This window comes from Amycolatopsis sp. NPDC051071 (genome assembly GCF_040682875.1).
GTDB lineage: Bacteria > Actinomycetota > Actinomycetes > Mycobacteriales > Pseudonocardiaceae > Amycolatopsis.
This window is the reverse complement of record NZ_JBFBBY010000010.1, coordinates 77,242-96,577: the sequence shown is the minus strand read 5'-3', so window position 1 is coordinate 96,577 and position 19,336 is coordinate 77,242. Positions and strand designations below refer to the sequence as shown.

At 67.9% G+C, this 19,336-nt stretch carries 17 protein-coding genes, 1 tRNA gene and 1 pseudogene; 11 read left to right on the top strand and 8 right to left on the bottom strand.

The annotated features are described in order from the left end of the window. Positions 1–44 precede the first annotated feature (44 nt). Positions 45–3,599: a transcription-repair coupling factor gene (mfd, locus tag AB0M65_RS05770; RefSeq protein ID WP_364022013.1), complete on the bottom strand. Its 3,555-nt coding sequence runs from the start codon at positions 3,597–3,599 to the stop codon at positions 45–47. 56 nt (positions 3,600–3,655) lie between these two features. Continuing rightward, positions 3,656–4,570 (bottom strand): LLM class flavin-dependent oxidoreductase, encoded by a 915-nt coding sequence (locus AB0M65_RS05765; protein ID WP_364021978.1) that lies wholly within the window; start codon positions 4,568–4,570, stop codon positions 3,656–3,658. Between the two features lie 86 nt (positions 4,571–4,656). Between AB0M65_RS05765 and AB0M65_RS05760 the strand changes: the two genes are divergently transcribed. After that, positions 4,657–5,421 (top strand): helix-turn-helix transcriptional regulator, encoded by a 765-nt coding sequence (locus AB0M65_RS05760; RefSeq protein WP_364021975.1) that lies wholly within the window; start codon positions 4,657–4,659, stop codon positions 5,419–5,421. On the opposite strand, the gene AB0M65_RS05755 is transcribed toward AB0M65_RS05760, so the two are convergent. Continuing rightward, on the bottom strand, positions 5,348–5,977 hold the full coding sequence (locus AB0M65_RS05755; protein WP_364021972.1) for a methyltransferase domain-containing protein: 630 nt from the start codon (positions 5,975–5,977) through the stop codon (positions 5,348–5,350). The two genes, AB0M65_RS05760 and AB0M65_RS05755, sit on opposite strands and share 74 nt — an antisense overlap. A gap of 131 nt (positions 5,978–6,108) precedes the next feature. Between AB0M65_RS05755 and AB0M65_RS05750 the strand changes: the two genes are divergently transcribed. Genes AB0M65_RS05750 through AB0M65_RS05740 form a run of 3 tightly spaced genes read left to right on the top strand, consistent with a single transcriptional unit; the run spans position 6,109 to position 9,134 of the window. Next, positions 6,109–7,275: a histidine kinase gene (locus AB0M65_RS05750; RefSeq protein WP_364021969.1), complete on the top strand. Its 1,167-nt coding sequence runs from the start codon at positions 6,109–6,111 to the stop codon at positions 7,273–7,275. After that, complete coding sequence (locus AB0M65_RS05745; RefSeq protein WP_364021966.1) at positions 7,272–7,928, top strand: response regulator transcription factor; 657 nt, start codon at positions 7,272–7,274, stop codon at positions 7,926–7,928. Before AB0M65_RS05750 ends, AB0M65_RS05745 begins: the two co-directional genes overlap by 4 nt. Before the next feature lie 21 nt (positions 7,929–7,949). Beyond that, a complete protein-coding gene (locus AB0M65_RS05740; protein ID WP_364021963.1) occupies positions 7,950–9,134 on the top strand; it encodes a PQQ-dependent sugar dehydrogenase in 1,185 nt (394 codons plus the stop codon). Here AB0M65_RS05740 and AB0M65_RS05735 read toward each other — a convergent pair. Beyond that, positions 9,131–9,855, bottom strand: a pseudogene (locus tag AB0M65_RS05735) (SDR family oxidoreductase). The gene AB0M65_RS05740 and the pseudogene AB0M65_RS05735 sit on opposite strands and share 4 nt — an antisense overlap. Positions 9,856–9,888: 33 nt before the next feature. Between AB0M65_RS05735 and AB0M65_RS05730 the strand changes: the two are divergent. Continuing rightward, positions 9,889–10,410 (top strand): isochorismatase family protein, encoded by a 522-nt coding sequence (locus AB0M65_RS05730; RefSeq protein ID WP_364021960.1) that lies wholly within the window; start codon positions 9,889–9,891, stop codon positions 10,408–10,410. A 3-nt stretch (positions 10,411–10,413) separates the two neighbouring features. Beyond that, positions 10,414–10,806, top strand: a complete 393-nt coding sequence (locus AB0M65_RS05725; protein ID WP_364021957.1) for an NUDIX domain-containing protein — start codon at positions 10,414–10,416, stop codon at positions 10,804–10,806. A 3-nt stretch (positions 10,807–10,809) separates the two neighbouring features. On the opposite strand, the gene AB0M65_RS05720 is transcribed toward AB0M65_RS05725, so the two are convergent. The 3 genes from AB0M65_RS05720 to AB0M65_RS05710 all read right to left on the bottom strand — a co-directional run bounded on the left by AB0M65_RS05720 (position 10,810) and on the right by AB0M65_RS05710 (position 13,169). Continuing rightward, complete coding sequence (locus tag AB0M65_RS05720; protein WP_364021954.1) at positions 10,810–11,388, bottom strand: hypothetical protein; 579 nt, start codon at positions 11,386–11,388, stop codon at positions 10,810–10,812. Positions 11,389–11,526: 138 nt separating this feature from the next. Next, positions 11,527–12,120 carry a TetR/AcrR family transcriptional regulator gene (locus AB0M65_RS05715; RefSeq protein WP_364022010.1) on the bottom strand — a complete coding sequence of 198 codons (594 nt, stop codon included), beginning with the start codon at positions 12,118–12,120 and terminating at the stop codon, positions 11,527–11,529. Positions 12,121–12,218: 98 nt separating this feature from the next. Continuing rightward, complete coding sequence (locus tag AB0M65_RS05710) at positions 12,219–13,169, bottom strand: acyl-CoA desaturase (RefSeq protein WP_364021951.1); 951 nt, start codon at positions 13,167–13,169, stop codon at positions 12,219–12,221. Positions 13,170–13,343: 174 nt separating this feature from the next. Here AB0M65_RS05710 and AB0M65_RS05705 point away from each other — a divergent pair. From AB0M65_RS05705 to AB0M65_RS05685, 5 genes are all read left to right on the top strand, one after another. Continuing rightward, positions 13,344–13,415, top strand: a tRNA-Gln gene (locus AB0M65_RS05705). 43 nt (positions 13,416–13,458) lie between these two features. After that, positions 13,459–15,216, top strand: a complete 1,758-nt coding sequence (locus AB0M65_RS05700) for a GGDEF domain-containing protein (protein ID WP_364021948.1) — start codon at positions 13,459–13,461, stop codon at positions 15,214–15,216. A gap of 44 nt (positions 15,217–15,260) precedes the next feature. Then, on the top strand, positions 15,261–16,748 hold the full coding sequence (glmU, locus tag AB0M65_RS05695) for a bifunctional UDP-N-acetylglucosamine diphosphorylase/glucosamine-1-phosphate N-acetyltransferase GlmU (protein ID WP_364021945.1): 1,488 nt from the start codon (positions 15,261–15,263) through the stop codon (positions 16,746–16,748). Continuing rightward, positions 16,745–17,725, top strand: coding sequence for a ribose-phosphate diphosphokinase (locus tag AB0M65_RS05690; RefSeq protein ID WP_364021942.1), 981 nt, complete (start codon positions 16,745–16,747; stop codon positions 17,723–17,725). The genes glmU and AB0M65_RS05690 overlap by 4 nt, the downstream gene beginning before the upstream one ends. A 126-nt stretch (positions 17,726–17,851) precedes the next feature. Beyond that, on the top strand, positions 17,852–18,721 hold the full coding sequence (locus AB0M65_RS05685; protein ID WP_364021939.1) for a TIGR03621 family F420-dependent LLM class oxidoreductase: 870 nt from the start codon (positions 17,852–17,854) through the stop codon (positions 18,719–18,721). On the opposite strand, the gene AB0M65_RS05680 is transcribed toward AB0M65_RS05685, so the two are convergent. Beyond that, positions 18,715–19,332, bottom strand: a complete 618-nt coding sequence (locus AB0M65_RS05680) for an NAD(P)H-binding protein (protein ID WP_364021936.1) — start codon at positions 19,330–19,332, stop codon at positions 18,715–18,717. The two genes, AB0M65_RS05685 and AB0M65_RS05680, sit on opposite strands and share 7 nt — an antisense overlap. Positions 19,333–19,336 lie beyond the last annotated feature (4 nt).

Below are 19,336 nucleotides of genomic sequence, written 5' to 3'. Positions count from 1 at the left end.
TCACCGAGTGGACGACGGCGACCAGCTCGGTGATCCCCCTGACTTCACGCGACGGGGGCCGGCGACTTCATCAGGTTCGTCAGCAGTTTCGCGCACCAGTCCAGCAGTTCCTCGTCCCGCAGCATCGGCGCGCCGATGCGGCCACCGGCCGCGCCCTCGGTCGGCTTCGGCACGGAAACCGTGTTCGTCACGGCCTTGTAGAGAGCTTTGGGGTACAGGCGCTTCAGCCGCACCATCTGCGAATCCGCCAGCGGCAACGGCGCGAACCGGATCGAGCTGCCCTGGACGGCGACCTCGGTGACGCCTGCCGCGCGGCAGGTGTGCCGGAAGGCGGCGACCGCGAGCAGACGCCGCACGGCCGCGGGCGGCTGGCCGTAGCGGTCGACGAGTTCTTCGCGCACCGCGTCGAGCCCGGCCTGGTCCGGCGCGGCCGCGATCTTGCGGTACGCCTCCAGCCGCAGCCGCTCGCCCGGGACATAGTCGTGCGGGATATGCGCGTCGACCGGGAGGTCGACCCGGACGTCGGCGAGTTCTTCGTCCTCCGCCGTGTCCGCGCCCGCGTGCCGCCGGAACGCGTCGACGGCCTCGCCGACGAGCCGCACGTACAAATCGAAACCGACACCCGCGATATGCCCGGACTGTTCCGCGCCGAGGATGTTGCCCGCGCCGCGGATCTCCAGGTCCTTCATCGCGACGGCCATTCCCGCGCCGAGTTCGGTGTTCTGCGCGATGGTCGCGAGCCGGTCGTGCGCGGTCTCGGTGAGCGGCGACTCCGGCGGATACAGGAAGTACGCGTACCCGCGCTCGCGACCACGCCCGACCCGGCCGCGCAACTGGTGCAGCTGCGCGAGCCCGAGCAGGTCACCACGTTCCACCAGCAGCGTGTTGGCGTTCGAGATGTCCAGCCCGGTCTCGACGATCGTGGTGCAGACGAGCACGTCGTACTCGTTCTCCCAGAAACCCTGGATGATCTTCTCGAGTTTGTCCTCGTTCATCTGCCCGTGCGCGGTGACGACACGTGCCTCCGGCACCAGCTCGCGAATGCGTTTCGCGGCCTTCTCGATCGAGGAAACCCTGTTGTGCACGTAAAAGACCTGGCCGTCGCGCAGCAGTTCGCGCCGGATGGCGGCGCCGACCTGTTTGTCGTCGTAGCCGCCGACGTAGGTCAGGATCGGATGCCTGTCCTCGGGCGGGGTCAGGATCGTGGACATCTCGCGGATCCCGGCGAGCGACATCTCCAGCGTCCGCGGGATCGGCGTCGCCGACATCGTCAGCACGTCGACGTGCGTCCGGAGCGCCTTGATGTGCTCCTTGTGCTCGACGCCGAACCGCTGCTCCTCGTCGACGATCACCAGGCCGAGGTCCTTGTACCGGATCCCGGTCTGCAACAGCCGGTGTGTGCCGATCACGATGTCGACGTCGCCGGAGGACAGCTGCTCCAGTACCGCGTCGGACTCGTTCTTGTTCGTGAACCGCGAAAGACCCCTGATCTTCACCGGGAACGAGCTCATCCGTTCGGTGAAGGTGTTGAGGTGCTGCTGCGCCAGCAGCGTCGTCGGCACCAGCACCGCGACCTGCTTGCCGTCCTGCACCGCCTTGAACGCCGCGCGCACCGCGATCTCGGTCTTGCCGTAACCGACGTCGCCGCAGATGACGCGGTCCATCGGGACGCCGCGTTCCATATCCGCCTTGACCTCGTCGATCGCGGCGAGCTGGTCGTTGGTCTCGGTGAACGGGAAGGCGTCTTCGAGTTCGCTCTGCCACGGGGTGTCCTGGCCGAACGCGTGCCCGGGGGCCGCCTGCCGCGCGGCGTAGAGCTGCACCAGCTCCGCGGCGATCTCCTTGACCGCCTTCTTCGCCTTGGCCTTGGTGTTCTTCCAGTCGGATCCGCCGAGTTTGTTCAGTGTCGGCAGCTCGCCGCCGACGTACCGGGAGACCTCGTCGAGCTGGTCGGTCGGCACGAACAGCCTGTCCCCCGGATGCCCGCGTTTGGAGGAGGCGTACTCCAGCAACAGGTACTCGCGGGTGGCACCGGCGACGGTGCGCTGCACCATCTCGACGAACCGCCCGATGCCGTGCTGGTCGTGCACCACGTAGTCACCCGTCTTCAGTGCGAGCGGGTCGACGGCGTTGCGGCGCCTCGACGGCATCTTGGTACTGAAGTCCTTTGTGGACGTTCCGGCGCCGGAGCCCCTGCCGGTCAGATCCGACTCGGACAGCACCACCAGCGCGCGTTCCGGCGAGACGAACCCGTCCGAAAGACCACCGCAGGTCACCGTCACCACGCCTGCCGTGAGCGGGACGGTCAGCCCTTCCGCCAGCGACGCGGGCACGTCGCCCGCCGACAGCTGCTCGACCGCGCGGGCCGCGGTCCCGTGCCCGGCGACGACGAGCACGGCCGTCCCGCCCGCGGCGGTGTGCGCGCGCAGGTCGGTCGTCGCGCGCTCCACTTCGCCCCGGTACGCCGGCGCGGCCTCGACCGAGACCCGGTAGACGTCGGGATCGTCGCTGGCCAGCTGCGTCAGTGTCCACCAGGAACGCTTCGTCTCCTGAGCGTGCTTCGCGATCTCCGCGAGGTCCCGGTAGGCCGACGCGCCGAGATCGATCGGTGCCTGACCACCTGCCGCGGCCGTGGTCCAGGACGCTTCGAGGAACTCCTGCCCGGTGCGGACCAGATCGGCCGCGCGGGCGCGGATCTTCTCCGGATCGGCGACCAGCACGTGCGTGCCTTCGGGCATCGCGTCGGTGAGCAGCTCCAGCTCGTCCTCGCACAGCACGGGGATGAGCGCTTCCATCCCTTCGACGGGGATCCCGCCGGACAGCTTGGTGAGCATCTCGGTGAGCTGCGCGTCGGCCTCGTACGTCGTCGCCAGCTCGGCGGCCTTCGCGCGGACCGCCTCGGTGAGCAGCAGCTCACGGCACGGCGGCGCGCTGACGTGCTGAATTTCCCCCGGCAGCGACCGCTGGTCCGACACCGCGAACGCGCGGATCTCGCTGACCTCGTCACCCCAGAACTCGACCCGCACCGGATGCTGCGCCGTCGGGCCGAACAGGTCGAGGATGCCGCCACGCACGGCGAACTCGCCGCGCTTCTCGACCATGTCCACCCGTGTGTAGGCCAGCTCGACCAGCTGCTCGAGCAGCCCTTCGAAGCTCTGCTCCTCGCCGACGACCAGGTCGATCGGCGCGAGCGAACCGAGCCCTGGCGCCATCGGCTGGATGAGGCTGCGTACGGTCGCGACGACGACGCGCAGGTCGTCGGCACCCGTCTTGAGCCGGTGCAGCACCTCCAGCCGCCGCCCGACGGTGTCCGCGCGCGGGGACAGCCGCTCGTGCGGCAGCGTCTCCCACGACGGGAAGTCGGCGACGGCGCCTTCGCCGAGGAACGACTTGAGCGACGCCGTCAGCTCGTCGGCCTCGCGGCCGGTGGCGGTCACCGCGAGCACGGGGCGGCCGGCGCCCTCGTCCGCGGCGAGGGCGCCCGCGACCAGCTGCCGGGTCGCGATCGCGCCCTGCAGTTCGAGCAAGGGGGCGCCGGCCCGCTCGACGACCCCGCGAAGGGCCGGATCGGGAAGGATGGAATGAAGGAGTCCGGACAATGGAGCGTTTGTCACCGTCCCAGCCTACGTGGGGACACCGACAGTTCGCCGCGCCATTACCTCGGCAGGGCCTCGACCACCTTCGGAAGCTGCTCGTCGAACTCGGCCGGTTCCTGCGTGGCAACGCGGATCAGGATGTGTTCGGCACCCGCGTCCGTGTATTCGCGAAGTCTCGCGGCGACCTCCTCGCGGCTGCCCGCGATCTGCACTTGGATCTTCTCGACGAAGTCCAGCGGGACACCGTAGTTCCGCTGTGCGTAGTCCTCCAGCCGCGCACGCGCGCGAACCGGGTCGTCCTCGATGAGCACCGTCGCGAACAACGCGGGTGTCACCGGGCGTACGGCGGTTTCGCGGATCTTCGCGAGGCCGTCGACGTAGTCGGTGACGTCGGGCGGGTACGGCAGCCAGCCGTCGTAAAGCCGTCCCGCTCGCTCCAGCGCGCCTGGCGTGAACGCGGCGAGCCAGACCGGCGGGCCGCCGGGACGGTGCGGCTCCGGGTACTCCGGAAGAGTGTCGTAGTGCAGGACCTCGCCGTGGAACGGGCCGCTCTTGCCGCTCCACACGTGGCGCCACAACGCGACGATGTCGTCGAGCCGGGCGCGACGGCGCTCCCACGGGACGCGGGTGAAGGCGAACTCCGGTTCGCTGCGGCCCGCGAAGCCCGCCCCGACACCGAGCGTGATCCGGCCTTGGCTGATCAGATCGAGTGAAAGAATCGCGTTCGCGGAAAGGACCGGATCCCGTAGTGACGGAAGCAGTGCGGCGGTACCGAGGGTGACCCGTTCGGTTCTGGCGGCGAACGCGCCGAGCAACGTCAGTGGATCGATGGGTGCCTTCGCCAGGGTGTCGCCGACCCAGACCGAGTCGAGGCCGAGGCGTTCGGCTTCGACCGCGACGGCGACCATTTCCGGGGCGGTCCGCCCGGCGTCGAGGATGGACCGATAGGTGGGGACGACCAGACCGAATTTCATGCCACGAGCATCTCCGCACCGGGGAATCACCTCAATTCCTTCGAGGGAATAGCGGCGCCACCGGCGTCTCGGCCAAGATGGCGACCATGGTTTCCGGATTCGGCCCCGCGCTCAAGGGCTGGCGCGAGCGGCGGCGGTTGTCCCAGCTGGAACTGGCGTTACGGGCCGGAACCACCCAACGGCATGTGAGTTTCCTGGAAGGCGGCCGGTCGATCCCCGGCCGCGGCCTGGTGCTGCGCGTCGCCGAATCGCTCGAACTGCCGCTCCGCGAACGCAACGGTTTGCTGCTCGCGGCCGGTTTCGCCGCCAGTTTCCCGGAAACCTCACTGGACGACCCCAGCCTGCGACCGGTCCTCGAAGGGATGCGGCGGCTGCTCGAAGGGCACCGGCCGTATCCGGCGATCGTGGTGGACCGCTACGGCGTTCTCGTCGCCCACAACGAGGCACTCGACCTGCTCTTCGAGGACGTCGCGCCGGAACTGCTCGAAGAGCCGGTCAACACCCTGCGGCTCGCCCTCCATCCGGAGGGGATGGCGCCACGCATACGCAACCTCGCCGATTGGGCGCGGCACATCCTCGAACGGCTGACGCAGGAGATCGCGCACGCACCCGACGAGCGACTGACCGCGTTGCTGGCCGAACTCGAAGGTTACGTTCCGCCACTCGGCCCGCCCGGCCCGGACCACCTCGGGTTCGCCGTCCCGATGCGTCTGGCCACTTCGGCCGGTGAGCTGCGGCTGATCACGGCCATCACGACGTTCGCGACGGCCGCCGACGTCACGGTGTCCGAGCTGAAGCTGGAGACGTTCCTTCCCGCCGACGCCGCGACAGCGGAGATCCTGACGCGCTGACCGGCAGTGCCGCGCGATGCACGAACGCGGGCGGCAGGTTCGGCCAGATCAGCGGCGTCCGTCCCGTCACCGAAAACCTCTCCCGCAGTGCCGCCGCGAACCGCCGGGCCGGCGGTGTCCACGCGGCGTGCGCGTAGGCGAACGTCGTGAACCGCCCGTTCGGGGTCAGGATTTCCGTGACCTGGTCGAGGATCCGCTCCTGACGGTCGGCTGGCATGACCGTCCACGGCAGACCGGAGACCACGACGTCGGCCGCCTCGCGCACGTATTCGTCAAGGTTCTCGGCGGAACCTTCGACGATCTCGACGTCCGGATGCCGTGCCCGCAGTTCGCGGGCGAGCCGGGGATTGATCTCGACGGCGACCAGCCGCGCGTCCGGCGGCAGCCTCCTGGCGACGGCGTCGGTGAAGACACCGGTGCCGGGGCCCAGTTCGACGGCGAGTCCGGCGCTCTCCAGGCCGAGGCCCGCCGTCATGGCCTCGGCGAGTTTCGGCGAACTGGCCGCGACGGCCCCGGTCAGCATCGGATGGCGGAGGAATTCCCTGGTGATCGACATGTTCTCGACGTTAGGAACGGCTTTTGTGGCTCCGCGTCGGCTCCGGTGGCCGGATCAGTACTCCTGTGGGAGGACCACGGGAGTACTCCAGGACGACGCGCTCCGCGCCGGGGCGGGGTTACGTTCGGTTCGTGCGCAAGCTGCTGGACCGGCTCCAAACCCACCAATGGGTGACCGACCTTCCCCTGTACGCGTGGTTCGTCTTCCTCGCGCCGTCAGGGTCGTCGTCGGTTCCTCAGGTGATCCTGCTCGTGCCGTACCTCTTCCTCCTCCCGCTTGCCTGGCGGCGGCGTCATCCCGAGATCGTCGCGGTGCTGATCGTCGCCGGGGTGACCGCGGTGTATCTCGTGGAGTTCTGGGCCTACGACCGAGGCCGCGGCGAGCTGGCGATGGCCGTCGCGCTCTACACACTGGTTCGGGCGGGAAACCGGCGGTTCGCCACGCTGATCGCCGTCGCGATCGTCGCACTCGACGTCATATGGGGGCTCACCTGGGGACTGACCACCAAACAGGGTCCGGAGATGGCGATTTTCGCGTCGATCCCGCTGCATGTCGCCGCCTGGGCGCTCGGCGAGTTCTTCCGTGCGCGGCAACGGCTTTCGAAAGAGGAAGAGGCGAGAGCGGAACTGGCCGTGTCCGAACAGGACGCCCGCGCCAGGGCGGCCGTCGCCGAGGAACGCACCCGCATCGCACGGGAACTGCACGACGTCCTCGCGCACAGCGTGAGTGTCATCGTGATCAACGCGGAGGGCGCGAAACTCATCCGCCACCAGGATCCCGAAGCCGTCGACCGCACCCTCGACACGATCGGCAAGGCGGGCCGCGACGCCCTCGCCGAGCTTCGGCGTCTGCTGGAAGTCCTCCACGCCGACGAAGCGACCCGAAGCCCGCAACCGACCGTCGCGGAGCTTCGCGACCTGGTGACGCAGGTGAGCGCGAACGGCCTCGAAGTCGGCCTTCAAGTCACGGGTGACGCCGAGGGCCTGCCGCCCAGCGCCGCACTCCAGGCGTACCGGATCGTCCAGGAAGCACTGACGAACATGATCAAACACGCGCCCGGCGACGCGAGCGGAACCGTCGAAATCGATTTCGGCCGGGAAGGCCACCGCCGGGACGTCCGGATCGAGGTGACGAACACCGGCGGTTCCGGCCCGGCCGCGCCGCCCCTTCCATCGTCGGGCCGGGGACTGGCGGGGATGGCCCAGCGCGTCGAGATGTTCCACGGCACCCTCGACACCGGGCCGACCCGCGACGGCGGCTACCGGGTCGCCGCGAGCCTCGTGGTGGAGGCGGGATGAGCACGACGGTGCTGATCTGCGACGACCAGGAACTGATCCGTGTCGGGATGGGCATGATCGTCACGAGTCAGGAGGACCTGACCGTCGCGGGCGAAGCCACCAACGGCGCCGAAGCGATCGAAGCGGCCAGGAGACTGCGGCCGGATCTGGTCCTGATGGACGTCCGGATGCCCGTTCTCGACGGCGTCGCGGCGACCGAACGGATCTGCGGGGCACTACCGCACACCCGGGTCCTGATGATCACCACCTTCGACCTCGACGAGTACGCGTACGCCGCGTTGCGTGCGGGCGCCAGCGGGTTCCTCGTCAAGGACGCCCCCGCCGACGAGATCCTGGTCGCGATCCGGGGTGTGCTTCGCGGCGATTCGATGGTTTCGCCTTCGGTCACGAAACGCCTGCTGGACCGCTATCTGGCCGATGACAGGGACTCCGGGAAAAGCGCGCGGCTGGAGAAACTCACCGAACGCGAGAAGGACGTCCTCACGCTCATCGCGCGTGGCCTGGCGAACGCCGAAATCGCCGCGAAGCTCTACATCGGGGAGACGACGGTGAAGACCCACGTCGGCCGCATCCTCGCGAAACTGTCTTTGCGCGACAGAGTCCACGCCGTGGTGTTCGCCTACGAAAGCGGTTTGGTGCGCGCGGGTGGTTGAGCGCACTGGCATGCTGATGCCATGCGCACTACCGCCGTCGTCGCGATCGCGTCCCTGTCCTTGCTGGTCACGGCCTGTTCCGGGGCGGCGAGCGAAACGGTGCGGAGCGCGCCGCCGGTCACCTCGAAACCCGCCGTGACGAAGTTCAAGGTCGAGCAGGTGACCGCCGGCCTCGAACACGGCTGGGACGTCGGTTTCCTGCCGGACGGGAAGATCCTCGTCACCCAGCGCCCTGGCAAGCTGACCCTGCTCGACAACGGCGTGAAACACGACGTCACCGCCGACTTCTCCGACGTCCACGTGCGCGGCGAGGGCGGCCTGATGGGGATGGTGATCAGCAAGGACTTCGCGACTTCGCGCGAGTTCATCACGTGCCAGACCCACAAGGAGGGTGACAACGCCGTCGACATCCGGCTGGTCACCTGGCGGCTTTCGGAGGACGGCGCGAGCGCCACGAAGGTCAAGGATCTGCTGACCGGGCTGCCGGTGAACCCGAGCGGCAGGCATTCGGGCTGCCGTCCGACGCTGGCCGCGGACGACGCGCTGCTCGTCGGCACCGGCGACACGGCGCGCCCGGCCTTCCCGCAGGACCGCACGAGTCTCGGCGGCAAGGTGCTTCGCGTCGACGCGAAGACCGGGAACCCGTTGCCGGACAACCCCTTCATCTCCTCGGCGAACCCGAACGAACAACGTGTGTTCACCTACGGGCATCGCAACGTCCAGGGCGTCACGGTCCGGCCGGGTTCCGGGCAGGTGTTCACCGCCGAGCACGGGCCGGCCATCGACGACGAGGTCAACCTGGAACGCGCGGGCGCGAACTACGGCTGGGACCCGTCCAAGGGCGGTACCGAAACCAGTTACGACGAAGGCGTTCCGATGACCGACACGCGGCGATTCCCGGACGCCGTCAGTCCTCTGTGGACCACCGGCGAGATCACCGAGGCGATCTGCGGCGCCGAATTCCTCACCGGATCGCAGTGGGGCACGCTCGAAGGCTCACTCGCCGTGACGGCGTTGAAAGGGCAGAAGCTGTTGCTGTTCCGCCTCGACGACACGGGCAAGGTCACCGAAGTGACGCTGCCCCCGGAGTTCGACGACAAGTTCGGCAGGCTGCGCGCCGTCCGAAGCGCACCGGACGGCTCTCTTTACATCACGACCTCGGAAGGCAAGGACGACAAACTGCTGCGCGTCACGCCTGGTGTCTAACGCCCGAAGTACGCGCCGCCGTTGACGTGGACGACCTGGCCGGTGACGTGCCGCGCACCAGGGCACGCCAGGAAGGCCACCACTTCGGCGACGTCCTCGGGCTCACCGGCGCGTTTGGTCAGTGTGGTGCCGACGAGCCAGTCCCGGCGCTCGTCGCTGAGCTTGCCGTGGAAGAACTCGGTGTCCCCGACCAGACCGGGCGCGATGATGTTCGCGGTGATCCCACGCGGCCCGAACTCCCTTGCCACGTCGACGTTCCACGCCTCCAGCGCGGCCTTGGCCGCCCCGTAGGAACCGGCTCCCGTATGGGCGGCGATCGAGCCGATGGTGACGATCCGCGCGCCGTCGGCGAGCCGGTCCCGCAGGGCACGGGTGACCAGCACGGCACTGAACACGTTCGCGTCAAGGTTGGCCTGCCAGTTCGCGGCGAACGACTTCAGGTCCCGGCCGGGTCCGGCCTGGAAATCCGTGTTCCCGCCCGCGTTGTTGACCAAGACGTCGACGCGGTCCGGCAACTCCGCGAGCGCGTGCTCCACCGCGTCCGGATCGGCCGCGTCGAACGGCACCGATTCGCGCCGAGCAACGTGGCCGACTCGATGAGGACCTGTTCGCGGCGGCCGGTGATCGTCACCCGCTCACCCTGCGCGGCGAACGCCGCCGCGACCGCGTAGCCGATGCCCGTCCCGCCGCCGGTGATCACCACTTCCCTGTGCTGCCCCATGCTTTGCAGCATAGGGACACTAGGCTCGCTCGCATGACGAAGATCGACCCGGCGACGACCGCGCTCGTCCTGATCGACCTGCAGACGCGGATCGTCGCGCTGGAGACTGTCCCCCTCGAAGGCACTGAAGTCGTCTCGAACGCCGTCTTGCTGCGAGACGCGTTCAGCGCGGCCGGTTCGCCGATCGTCCACGTGCGGGCGCATCGGCCGGACGTCGACGAGCAGCCACCCGGCAGCGAACTGGTCGCCGAACTCACCCCTCGCGACGGTGAACACCTGATCACCAAGCATACGATGGGCGCGTTCTACCGCACCGATCTCGACGGACTCCTGCGCGGCTTCGGCGTGAAGACGCTGGTGCTCGGCGGGATCGCCACGGAGTACGGCGTCGAATCGACCCTGCGTGCCGCGATCGACCACGGCTACGAGACCGTCGCGGTGTCGGACGCGATGGCCGGGATCGCCGCGATCTCCCACGAATCGGCGATCACGAAGGTGTTCCCGCGGCTGGGCGAAGTGCTCACGACCGCCGAGACCGCCGCCGCGCTGAGCTGAACCATGATCGACAAAATCGCGTGGCTTCACCTACGGGACGGCCAGGTCCTGACCGCCCGCTCGCGCGGCAAAACGGCGTTCTACCTGCCCGGCGGCAAGCGTGAACCCGGCGAAACCGATACGGAAACGCTCGTCCGCGAGATCCGCGAGGAACTGACCGTCGAGATCGACCCGACGAGCATCGCGCCCGCCGGGGTCTTCGAGGCACAGGCGGACGGGCACGCGTCGGGGACCGTGGTCCGGACGACCTGCTACACCGCCGAGTACACGGGAACGCTCGCGGCCAGCAGTGAAATCGACGAGATCGCCTGGCTCGGGCACGCCGAGGAAGACCGGCTCTCCGCGATGGGCAAGATCATCTTCGACCACCTGCGAGAGACCGGCCTCCTGCGCTGACGGTCAGGACTTGAGCTTGTCCAGGCACAGCACCCTCGACTGAGGGAGCCCGCCACCGGACCGCTGCCACGCGATCTTCTCGTCGGTCGACGGCACCTGGGTGCACACCGTGCTGTCATCGACGAGGTACGCCGTGCTCTTCTCGATGGCGAGGACCTTGTAGTCGGCGTTGGCGCAGTCCACCTTCGTGAGCTTCTTCGCCTTGACCACGTCAGCGGGAAGGCAGTCACCGACGACCGGCGGCCGCTCGCCCGGGTTCTTCAAATCTTCCAGGCAAAGCAGGGTGCCGTCGCTGGCTCCCTTCTTCCCCTGGAAGAAGTACGCGTCGGTGGTCGGATAGTCGTCGCATTCCGAACCGCCCGAGAGCTTGAGCCCGATTTCCGACTTCCCGTCCTGTTTGCCGACCACCTTGAAATTCACGTCAGGCTGACCGCATTCGGCCTTTTCGACACTGCCCGCGTTGTCGACGTCACCCTTGAGACAGGCGCCGACTTCGGTACTCGACGCCGTGAACGGATTCGCGACGAGAACCGCGACCAGGACGATGACGCCGAGAATGCCCAAGCGGATGACGGGCTTCAACCACGTCTTTTTCTGCGGCACCCTTTGTGCCACGGCGGGTGCGGGATAGTTTTCCACGATGTTCCCCCAGCTTGCTGATCTCTGTGGGGGACCTACCGCTCGCCGACCGGGAAACGTTACCTCCGGGCGACCGAGATCTCAGTGCAGCCGCAGCTTTGGCTTGTGCTCCAAATTGGACAGACCGTTCCAGGCGAGGTTGACCAGATGTGCGGCGACCTCGTCGCGTTTCGGTTTCCGGGCGTCGAGCCACCACTGCCCGGTCAGCGCGACCATCCCGACGAGTGCCTGCGCGTACAGCGCGGCCAGCTTCTCGTCGTAGCCCCTCGCGGCGAACTGCTGCGCGAGGATGTGCTCGACCTGGCTGGCGATGTCGTTCAGCACCGTGGAGAACGTGCCCGTCGAACTCGCGACCGGCGAATCCCGGACCAGGATGCGGAAGCCGTCGTGCGAATCCTCGACGTAGGAGAGCAACGCGATCGCCGCCTGCTCCAGCATCACCCTCGGATGTCCACCGTGGAGGGTGGAGACCATGCGCTCCAGGAGCAACTGCGTCTCGCGGTCGACGACGACGGCGTAGATGCCCTCCTTGCCGCCGAAGTGCTCGTACACCACCGGCTTGGAAACGTTCGCCCGATGCGCGATCTCCTCGACGGAAGTGCCCTCGAAACCCTTCTCCGCGAAAAGGGCTCTGGCGACGTTGAGAAGTTGTTGCCTGCGCTCGGTCCCCGTCATCCGCACCCGGGCCACCGGGGCGACAGGACGTGCCCCGGTGACCGCTTCACGTTTGGTTCGCCGTCTCCCCGCCATCGCAGAAGACTAACGTGACCTCGCTATTTGCTTTCGGCGGCGATGCGCGCGAGGCGCTGCGGTGTCGGCCAGCGCACGTCATAGGCCCAGCCGAACTTCTCGAAGATCCAAATCAGCCGGGCGGAAAGATCGATCTGGCCGCGCTGCACACCGTGCCGGGCCGAGGTCGGGTCGGCGTGGTGCAGGTTGTGCCACGACTCGCCGAACGAGAAGATCGCCAGCGGCCAGAAGTTGGCCGACTTGTCGCGGGCGGCGAACGGGCGCTCACCGATCAGGTGGCAGACCGAGTTCACCGACCAGGTCACGTGGTGCAGCACGCAGACACGTACCAGCCCGGCCCAGAAGAAGGCCGTCACGGCGCCCCAGAACGACCAGGTGATCAGGCCGCCGAGCAGCGCGGGCAGCGTCAGGGTGAGCAGGCTCCACAGCCAGAACAGTTCGTCGACCTTCTTGATGGCCTGGTCCTTCACCAGATCCGGCGCGAAACGCTCCGCGTTGGTCTGGTCGCGTTCGAACAGCCAGCCCATATGCGCGTGCCAGAACCCCTTGGCGATGGCGAGCGGCGAGGTCCCGAACAGCCACGGCGAATGCGGGTCGCCGTCGCGGTCGGAGAAGGCGTGGTGGCGCCGGTGGTCGGCGACCCAGGTGATCACGGGTCCCTGGACGGCCATGCTGCCGGCGATCGCCATCACGACACGCAGCCACGGCTTGGCCTTGAACGAACCGTGCGTGAAGTAACGGTGGTAGGACACGGTGATACCGAGCCCGCTGATCGCGTAGAAGACGACGAACAGACCGACGTCGACCCAGGTCAGTCCCCAGCCCCAGGCGAACGGGACGGCCGCGAGCAGCGCGGCGAGCGGGAAGATGACCCCGAGGTACACCGAGAGCTGCACGCCGCTCGATCGCTGTCCGTCGATTACCGGCTTGGAGCCCTTCGCGGGCTTCTGGGAACGGTCGAGGGTAGCCGTCATGCAGTCACTTCTTTTCTACGCGCGACCCTTGAGGGTTTCCCTAAGGGTGACCTTACCTACGATGCCGTAAGTTACGGTACAGGAGGTTTCGTCCCCTGTGGAGTACTCGCGGCTGTGAGGCAACCCCCGGGCGCGCGTGGGCGTCTCCGGCATGGCTATCCTGACCAGGATCGATCCGCCGTAGTGTAATCGGCAGCACTTCAGATTTTGGTTCTGACAGTTCAGGTTCGAATCCTGGCGGCGGAGCAGACGAACAGATGACCAGCGGCGTTTTCAACGGTGGGGGTGTGTGCGGCTGACCGAGGACGCGATCGACCCGACGACCAGCAGCAGGCGGCCGGCGCTTGCGGAGATGTCCGACGCCTGGCTGTACGGTCGCGCGCGCGAACTCGGTGCGGCCATCCAGCGCGTCGGCTTCACCGAACAGCTGGACATCATCACCAGCCTCGACGAACTCCTCGACGAGACGCAGCGTCGCGGTGAACCACTGCTGGTCGCGCAGCTGCTGCGCTACTCCGCGGTGGCGCGGCTGATCACCCGTGGCCTTGCCGCCGAAGCCGAACCCAGGCTCGACGAGATGCTCGCGCACACCAGGCGGCACGGCCTCGCGCTGATGCGGGCCGACGCGCACGCGTTGCGCGGGCGCCGCCTGGTGATCGCCAAACAGGAGGACGCCGCCCTCACCGAAATCGCCAGGGCGCTCGCCATTCTCGACGACTCGGCGGTCCCGGACCGTCAGGTCGGCAGGCGCAGCTGGGACCGGATGCTGTCCACGACCCTGGTCGACTGCTGGCTGGTGCTGAACCAGCTGGGCGTCTACGAGGCGGCCGAGGAGGCCATCGCCCGCGCCGCGCAGGCGATCCGCGACAGCGCGAGCCCGCACGAGATCGCGCTCCAGCTGATCAACCGCGTCAAGATGATGCTCGGCTGGGGTCTGCGGCTCGAACGCATCGAGCGCTACGACGAGGGCGCGGACAAGTTCCGCACCGCGGCGTCGATGGCGCAGGCCGCCGAAGGCCCGTTCACCGAGTCGCTGTTCCCGCGCAAGAAGGACCTGCCCGCGATCGACCAGGTCGGCGTGCTCGCCGCCGCCGCCGCGCTGGCCTCGCCCGATTCGTCGCATATCGAGCGGCTGGCCTCCCTGCTCAACCCGGAACTGATGTTCCCGCACGAACGCGAAATCATCGCCATCTCGCTGGCTCGTTGCCTGGACAACGCCGGCCGCCGCGAAGACGCGCTGCAGGTGCTCAAAGAGGTCCGCGAGGACAACGAGGACGGCTCGCTGCCGTCGATGCGGTTGAATCTCGCCCGTGAGCTGGCCAGGCTCGACACCGCCCCGGACTACGCGTCCGGGGCGAGCCGCTCGCTGATCGACTACGCGACGATCCTGGAAGCGGAGATGTGGTCGCTGCGGGAATCGCAGATCGCCACACTCAACGCGCGCCGCGAACACGAACGCCTGTCCGCCGAGCACGGCGCGATCACCCAGCAGGCCCTGCAGGATCCGCTCACCGGACTGCCGAACCGGCGCGCGCTCGACGAAAAGCTGCGTTCGCTGGCGTCGTCCGCGGACGCCCAGCCGCTCGCCGTCGCGCTGGTCGACCTCGACGGTTTCAAGGACGTCAACGACAAGCAGTCCCACGCCGAGGGTGACAACGTGCTGCGTGTCATCGCGAGCACGCTGCGCGACGCCCTGCGTGGCGACGACGTCGTCGCGCGATACGGCGGCGACGAGTTCATCGTGCTTCTACCTGGGGCTCCGGCCTCCGCGGCGAAGCAGGCGCTCGGTCGCTCTGTGAATGCCGTCGCATCTTTGCCGCACCATCTTTCGCACGGCGTCACCCTCTCGGTAGGGCTTGTTTCGCTTCGGCCGCAGGAGCGGGCCGAACAGGTCCTCGCACGCGCCGATGCGGCCATGTACCAGGCGAAACGCGGTGGCGGGAACCAGGTTTCGTCGGTCAACTCGATGGCCATCGATCCGGTGACCGGATGGCCCGGCGAGGATACTCCGACCGACCCCGCGTGGGACTCCGAGCAGCCCACGTAGGATCAATGCCCGACAACCACCGTTGGTGAAATGTTGGGAGCGCCGTGACCGGCCCGCTGAGCACGTTGATCCTCGCCGCGGGTGAGGGCACCCGTATGCGTTCGTCCACTCCGAAGGTGCTGCATCCGATCGCCGGCCGCTCGCTGGTCGAGCACGCGGTCCGGGCGGCCGCGGGGCTGAGCCCGGAACACCTCGTCGTGGTCATCGGCCACGGCCGCGACACGGTCGGCGCGCGGCTGGACCGGGTCGGCGAGGCGCTCGGGCGCGAGGTCGTCACCGCCGTCCAGGAAGAGCAGAAGGGCACCGGGCACGCCGTCTCATGCGCGCTCGCGGCACTGCCGGGCGGACTGACCGGCACCGTCATCGTCAGCTACGGCGACGTCCCGCTGCTCGACACCGAAACGCTCGCTTCCCTGGTCACCGAGCACACCTCCACCGGAAACGCGGTCACCGTGCTGACCGCGGTCGTCGCGGACCCGACCGGCTACGGCCGGATCGTGCGCGACGGGAACGGCGTCGTCACCTCGATCATCGAGCAGAAGGACGCCACCCCCGAAGAGCGCGAAATCGCCGAAATCAACTCCGGTGTCTACGCGTTCGACGCTTCGGTGCTGGTCGACGGGCTTTCGAAGCTTTCGACGGACAACGCGCAGGGCGAGCTCTACCTCACCGACGTCCTCGGCATCGCCCGCGGCGACGGCAAGGGCGTCGGCGCGCTGGTCATCGACGACCCGTGGGTGACCGAAGGAGTCAACGACCGTGTCCAGCTCTCCGTGCTCGGCGCGGAGCTGAACCGCCGGATCGTCCGCGGCTGGCAGCGGGCGGGCGTCACCGTCGTCGACCCGTCGAGCACCTGGATCGACGCGGGCGTGACCCTTTCGCGTGACGTCGTCATCGAGCCCGGTGTGCAGCTGAAGGGTTCGACTTCGGTCGGCGAAGGCGCGCAGATCGGCCCGGACAGCACCCTGGAGAACGTCTCGGTCGGCGCGGGCGCGTCGGTGGTACGGACGCACGGTTCCGATTCGGAACTCGGCGACGGCGTCAAGGTCGGCCCGTTCACCTACCTGCGGCCCGGCACCAAACTGGGGACCAAGGCCAAACTCGGCGCGTTCGTCGAAACGAAGAAGGCGGACATCGGCGCCGGGACGAAGGTGCCGCACCTGACCTACGTCGGTGACGCGACCATCGGCGAAAACAGCAATATCGGTTGTTCCAGCGTCTTCGTCAACTACGACGGCGTGAACAAGCACCACACCACGATCGGCTCCCAGGTACGGCTCGGCGCGGACAACACGTTCGTCGCCCCGGTGACCATCGGCGATGGCGCTTACAGTGGGGCGGGCACCGTGATCAGGCAGGACGTGCCGCCGGGCGCGCTCGCCGTGTCGACCGGGCCGCAGCGCAACATCGAAGACTGGGTGACCCGGCGCAGGCCGGGCACACCCGCGGCGGAAGCAGCTTCCGCCGCGAAGCAGGACACCACCGCCGTGTCCGATTCAAATAAGGGAAACGACGGGGAGTCGCCAGCATGAGTTCGAAGTCCGGCACACCGAAGAAGAACCTGATGCTCTTCTCCGGGCGCGCACACCCGGAGCTCGCGAACGAGGTGGCCGAGCACCTCAACGTGACGGTCGTCCCGCAGACCGCGCACAACTTCGCCAACGGGGAGATCTTCGTCCGGTTCAACGAATCGGTGCGCGGGACCGACGCGTTCGTGATCCAGAGCCACCCGGCGCCCATCAACGAGTGGGTGATGGAGCAGCTGATCATGGTGGACGCCCTCAAGCGGGCGAGCGCCAAGCGGATCACCGTGATCATGCCGTTCTACCCGTACGCGCGGCAGGACAAGAAGCACAAGGGCCGCGAGCCGATCTCCGCGCGCCTGATCGCCGACCTGTTCAAGACCGCGGGCGCCGACCGGATCATGACGGTCGACCTGCACACCGCGCAGATCCAGGGCTTCTTCGACGGCCCTGTCGACCACCTTCTCGCGCAGAACGTGCTGGCCGCACACATCAACAAGACCTACCAGGGCGAGAACATCACCGTCGTTTCGCCGGACTCGGGCCGCGTGCGGCTGGCCGAGAAGTGGGCGGCCCAGCTGGGTGACCGGCCGATCGCCTTCATCCACAAGACCCGCGACCCGGACAAGCCGAACCAGGCCGTCGCCAACCGCGTCGTCGGCAAGGTCCGCGGTCAGCTGTGCGTGCTGATCGACGACATGATCGACACCGGCGGCACGATCGTGAAGGCCACCGAGGCCCTGCTCGACGAAGGCGCGTCCGACGTCGTCATCGCCTCGACCCACGGCATCCTGTCCGACCCCGCCACCGAGCGGCTTTCGCAGTGCAAGGCACGCGAGGTGATCGTCACCAACACGCTGCCGATCCCGGAAGAGAAGCGCTTCCCGGGCCTGACCGTGCTGTCCATCGCGCCGCTGCTGGCGCAGGCCATCCAGCAGGTCTTCGAAGACGGGTCAGTCACGTCCCTCTTCGACGGAAACGCCTGATCCACGGAGCAAGGACCTTTGCTGCTACTTTCTTTTGGAAAGTAGCAGCAAAGGTCCCTTGCTCCGTTTTTGGCTCCTCGCGAAACAGGGCGCGCGGTCCTGTCCGGCGTGGCTAGGTTGCCGTTCATGGGGAAATTCAAGTTCGGCGTGAACCTGTGGGGCGCCGAGAACCGTGCGGACTGGACCGCGAAGTGCCTCCGCGTCGAGGCGCTTGGATACGACGTCATTTCCGTGCCCGACCACCTCGGCCCGGGACGGAACGCGCCGTTTCCGGCCTTGACCATGGCCGCGGCGGTGACCCAGCGGCCGCGCGTAGGCACTCTCGTCTCCAACGTGCCCTTCTACAACTTCGCGCTCTTCGCCCGCGAAGTCTCGACGACGGTGAAGATGACCGGCGACCGCCTGGACCTCGGTCTCGGCTCCGGCCACATGAAGTCGGAATTCGACGGCGCCGGCCTGCCCTGGATTCCGGCCAAGGAACGCATCGATTACCTCACCGAGAGCCTTGCCTACCTGCGCGAACACTTTACCGAGGAAAAGGTCACGCCTCCGCCACTGCTCCTCGCGGGCAACAGCGACGGCGTGCTCTCCCTCGCCGCCCGGCACGCCGACATCGCCGGTTTCGCGGGCCTCCGCCAGGCCCCCGGGAAATCGCCGGGCACCTTCCGCCTCGACGACGCCGAGCGGATGGACGAACGCGTCGCCTTCTTCCGTTCGCGAACGAACGGCCGGGACCCCGAACTGAACATGCTCGTCCAGCGGGTTGTCGTCACCAACGACCGGCGCTCGGCCGCCGAGACCTGGCACGAAGAGGATCCGGATGGCCTCGACGTGGACACCCTGCTCGAAACGCCGCAATTGCTGTTCGGGACCGTCGACGAAATCGTCCGACAACTACAGGAGCGTCGCGAGCGGTACGGCTTCTCCTACATCACGGTGTTCGAACCGATGCTGGAAACGTTCGCGCCGATCGTGAAGACGCTGTCCGGTCAGTAAGCGACGCAGAAGCGCTGACGACGGCGCGTCGGCTTGTCGATCTCGTCGACGAACGCGATCGCGTAGTCTGCGCCGCTGATCTTCGACGCGCCGTTCTCGTCGGTCAGCAGCACGTCGCTCCCGAGCCGGAAGTCCCCGGTCCGCTCCCCCTCGGCCCACGCGCCGAACTCGGCGGCCGGGCTGAGGTAGAACCAGTCGATGTCCTCGGGAAGCGCACGGAACGCTTCCAGCACCTTCGCGTGGGATCCGGCCTCGCCCTTGTACTCGTCCGGGAACTCGGGGGTATCGATCAGCCGCGGCCCACCCTCGGCCACGTGCAGGCTTCCTGCGCCACCGACCACGCCGATCCGCACACCGTTGTCCTTCGCGACCTGGGCGATCGAGGGCACCGCGTCGAGCAGTCCGCTCTGCCCGTGTACCGCGATGACCAGGACATCGGCACCTTTGGCGACCTCGGCGAGGAAGTCCTCGTCGTACAGCGATCCCGCCCGGGTCCCCTCGCCTTCGGCGTTCCTCGACACCGCCAGGACCTCATGGCCACGGCCACGTGCCTCGGCGGTGATCTTCCCGCCCGCGTACCCGGTTCCTCCGAACACAACCAGCTTCGCCATCGTG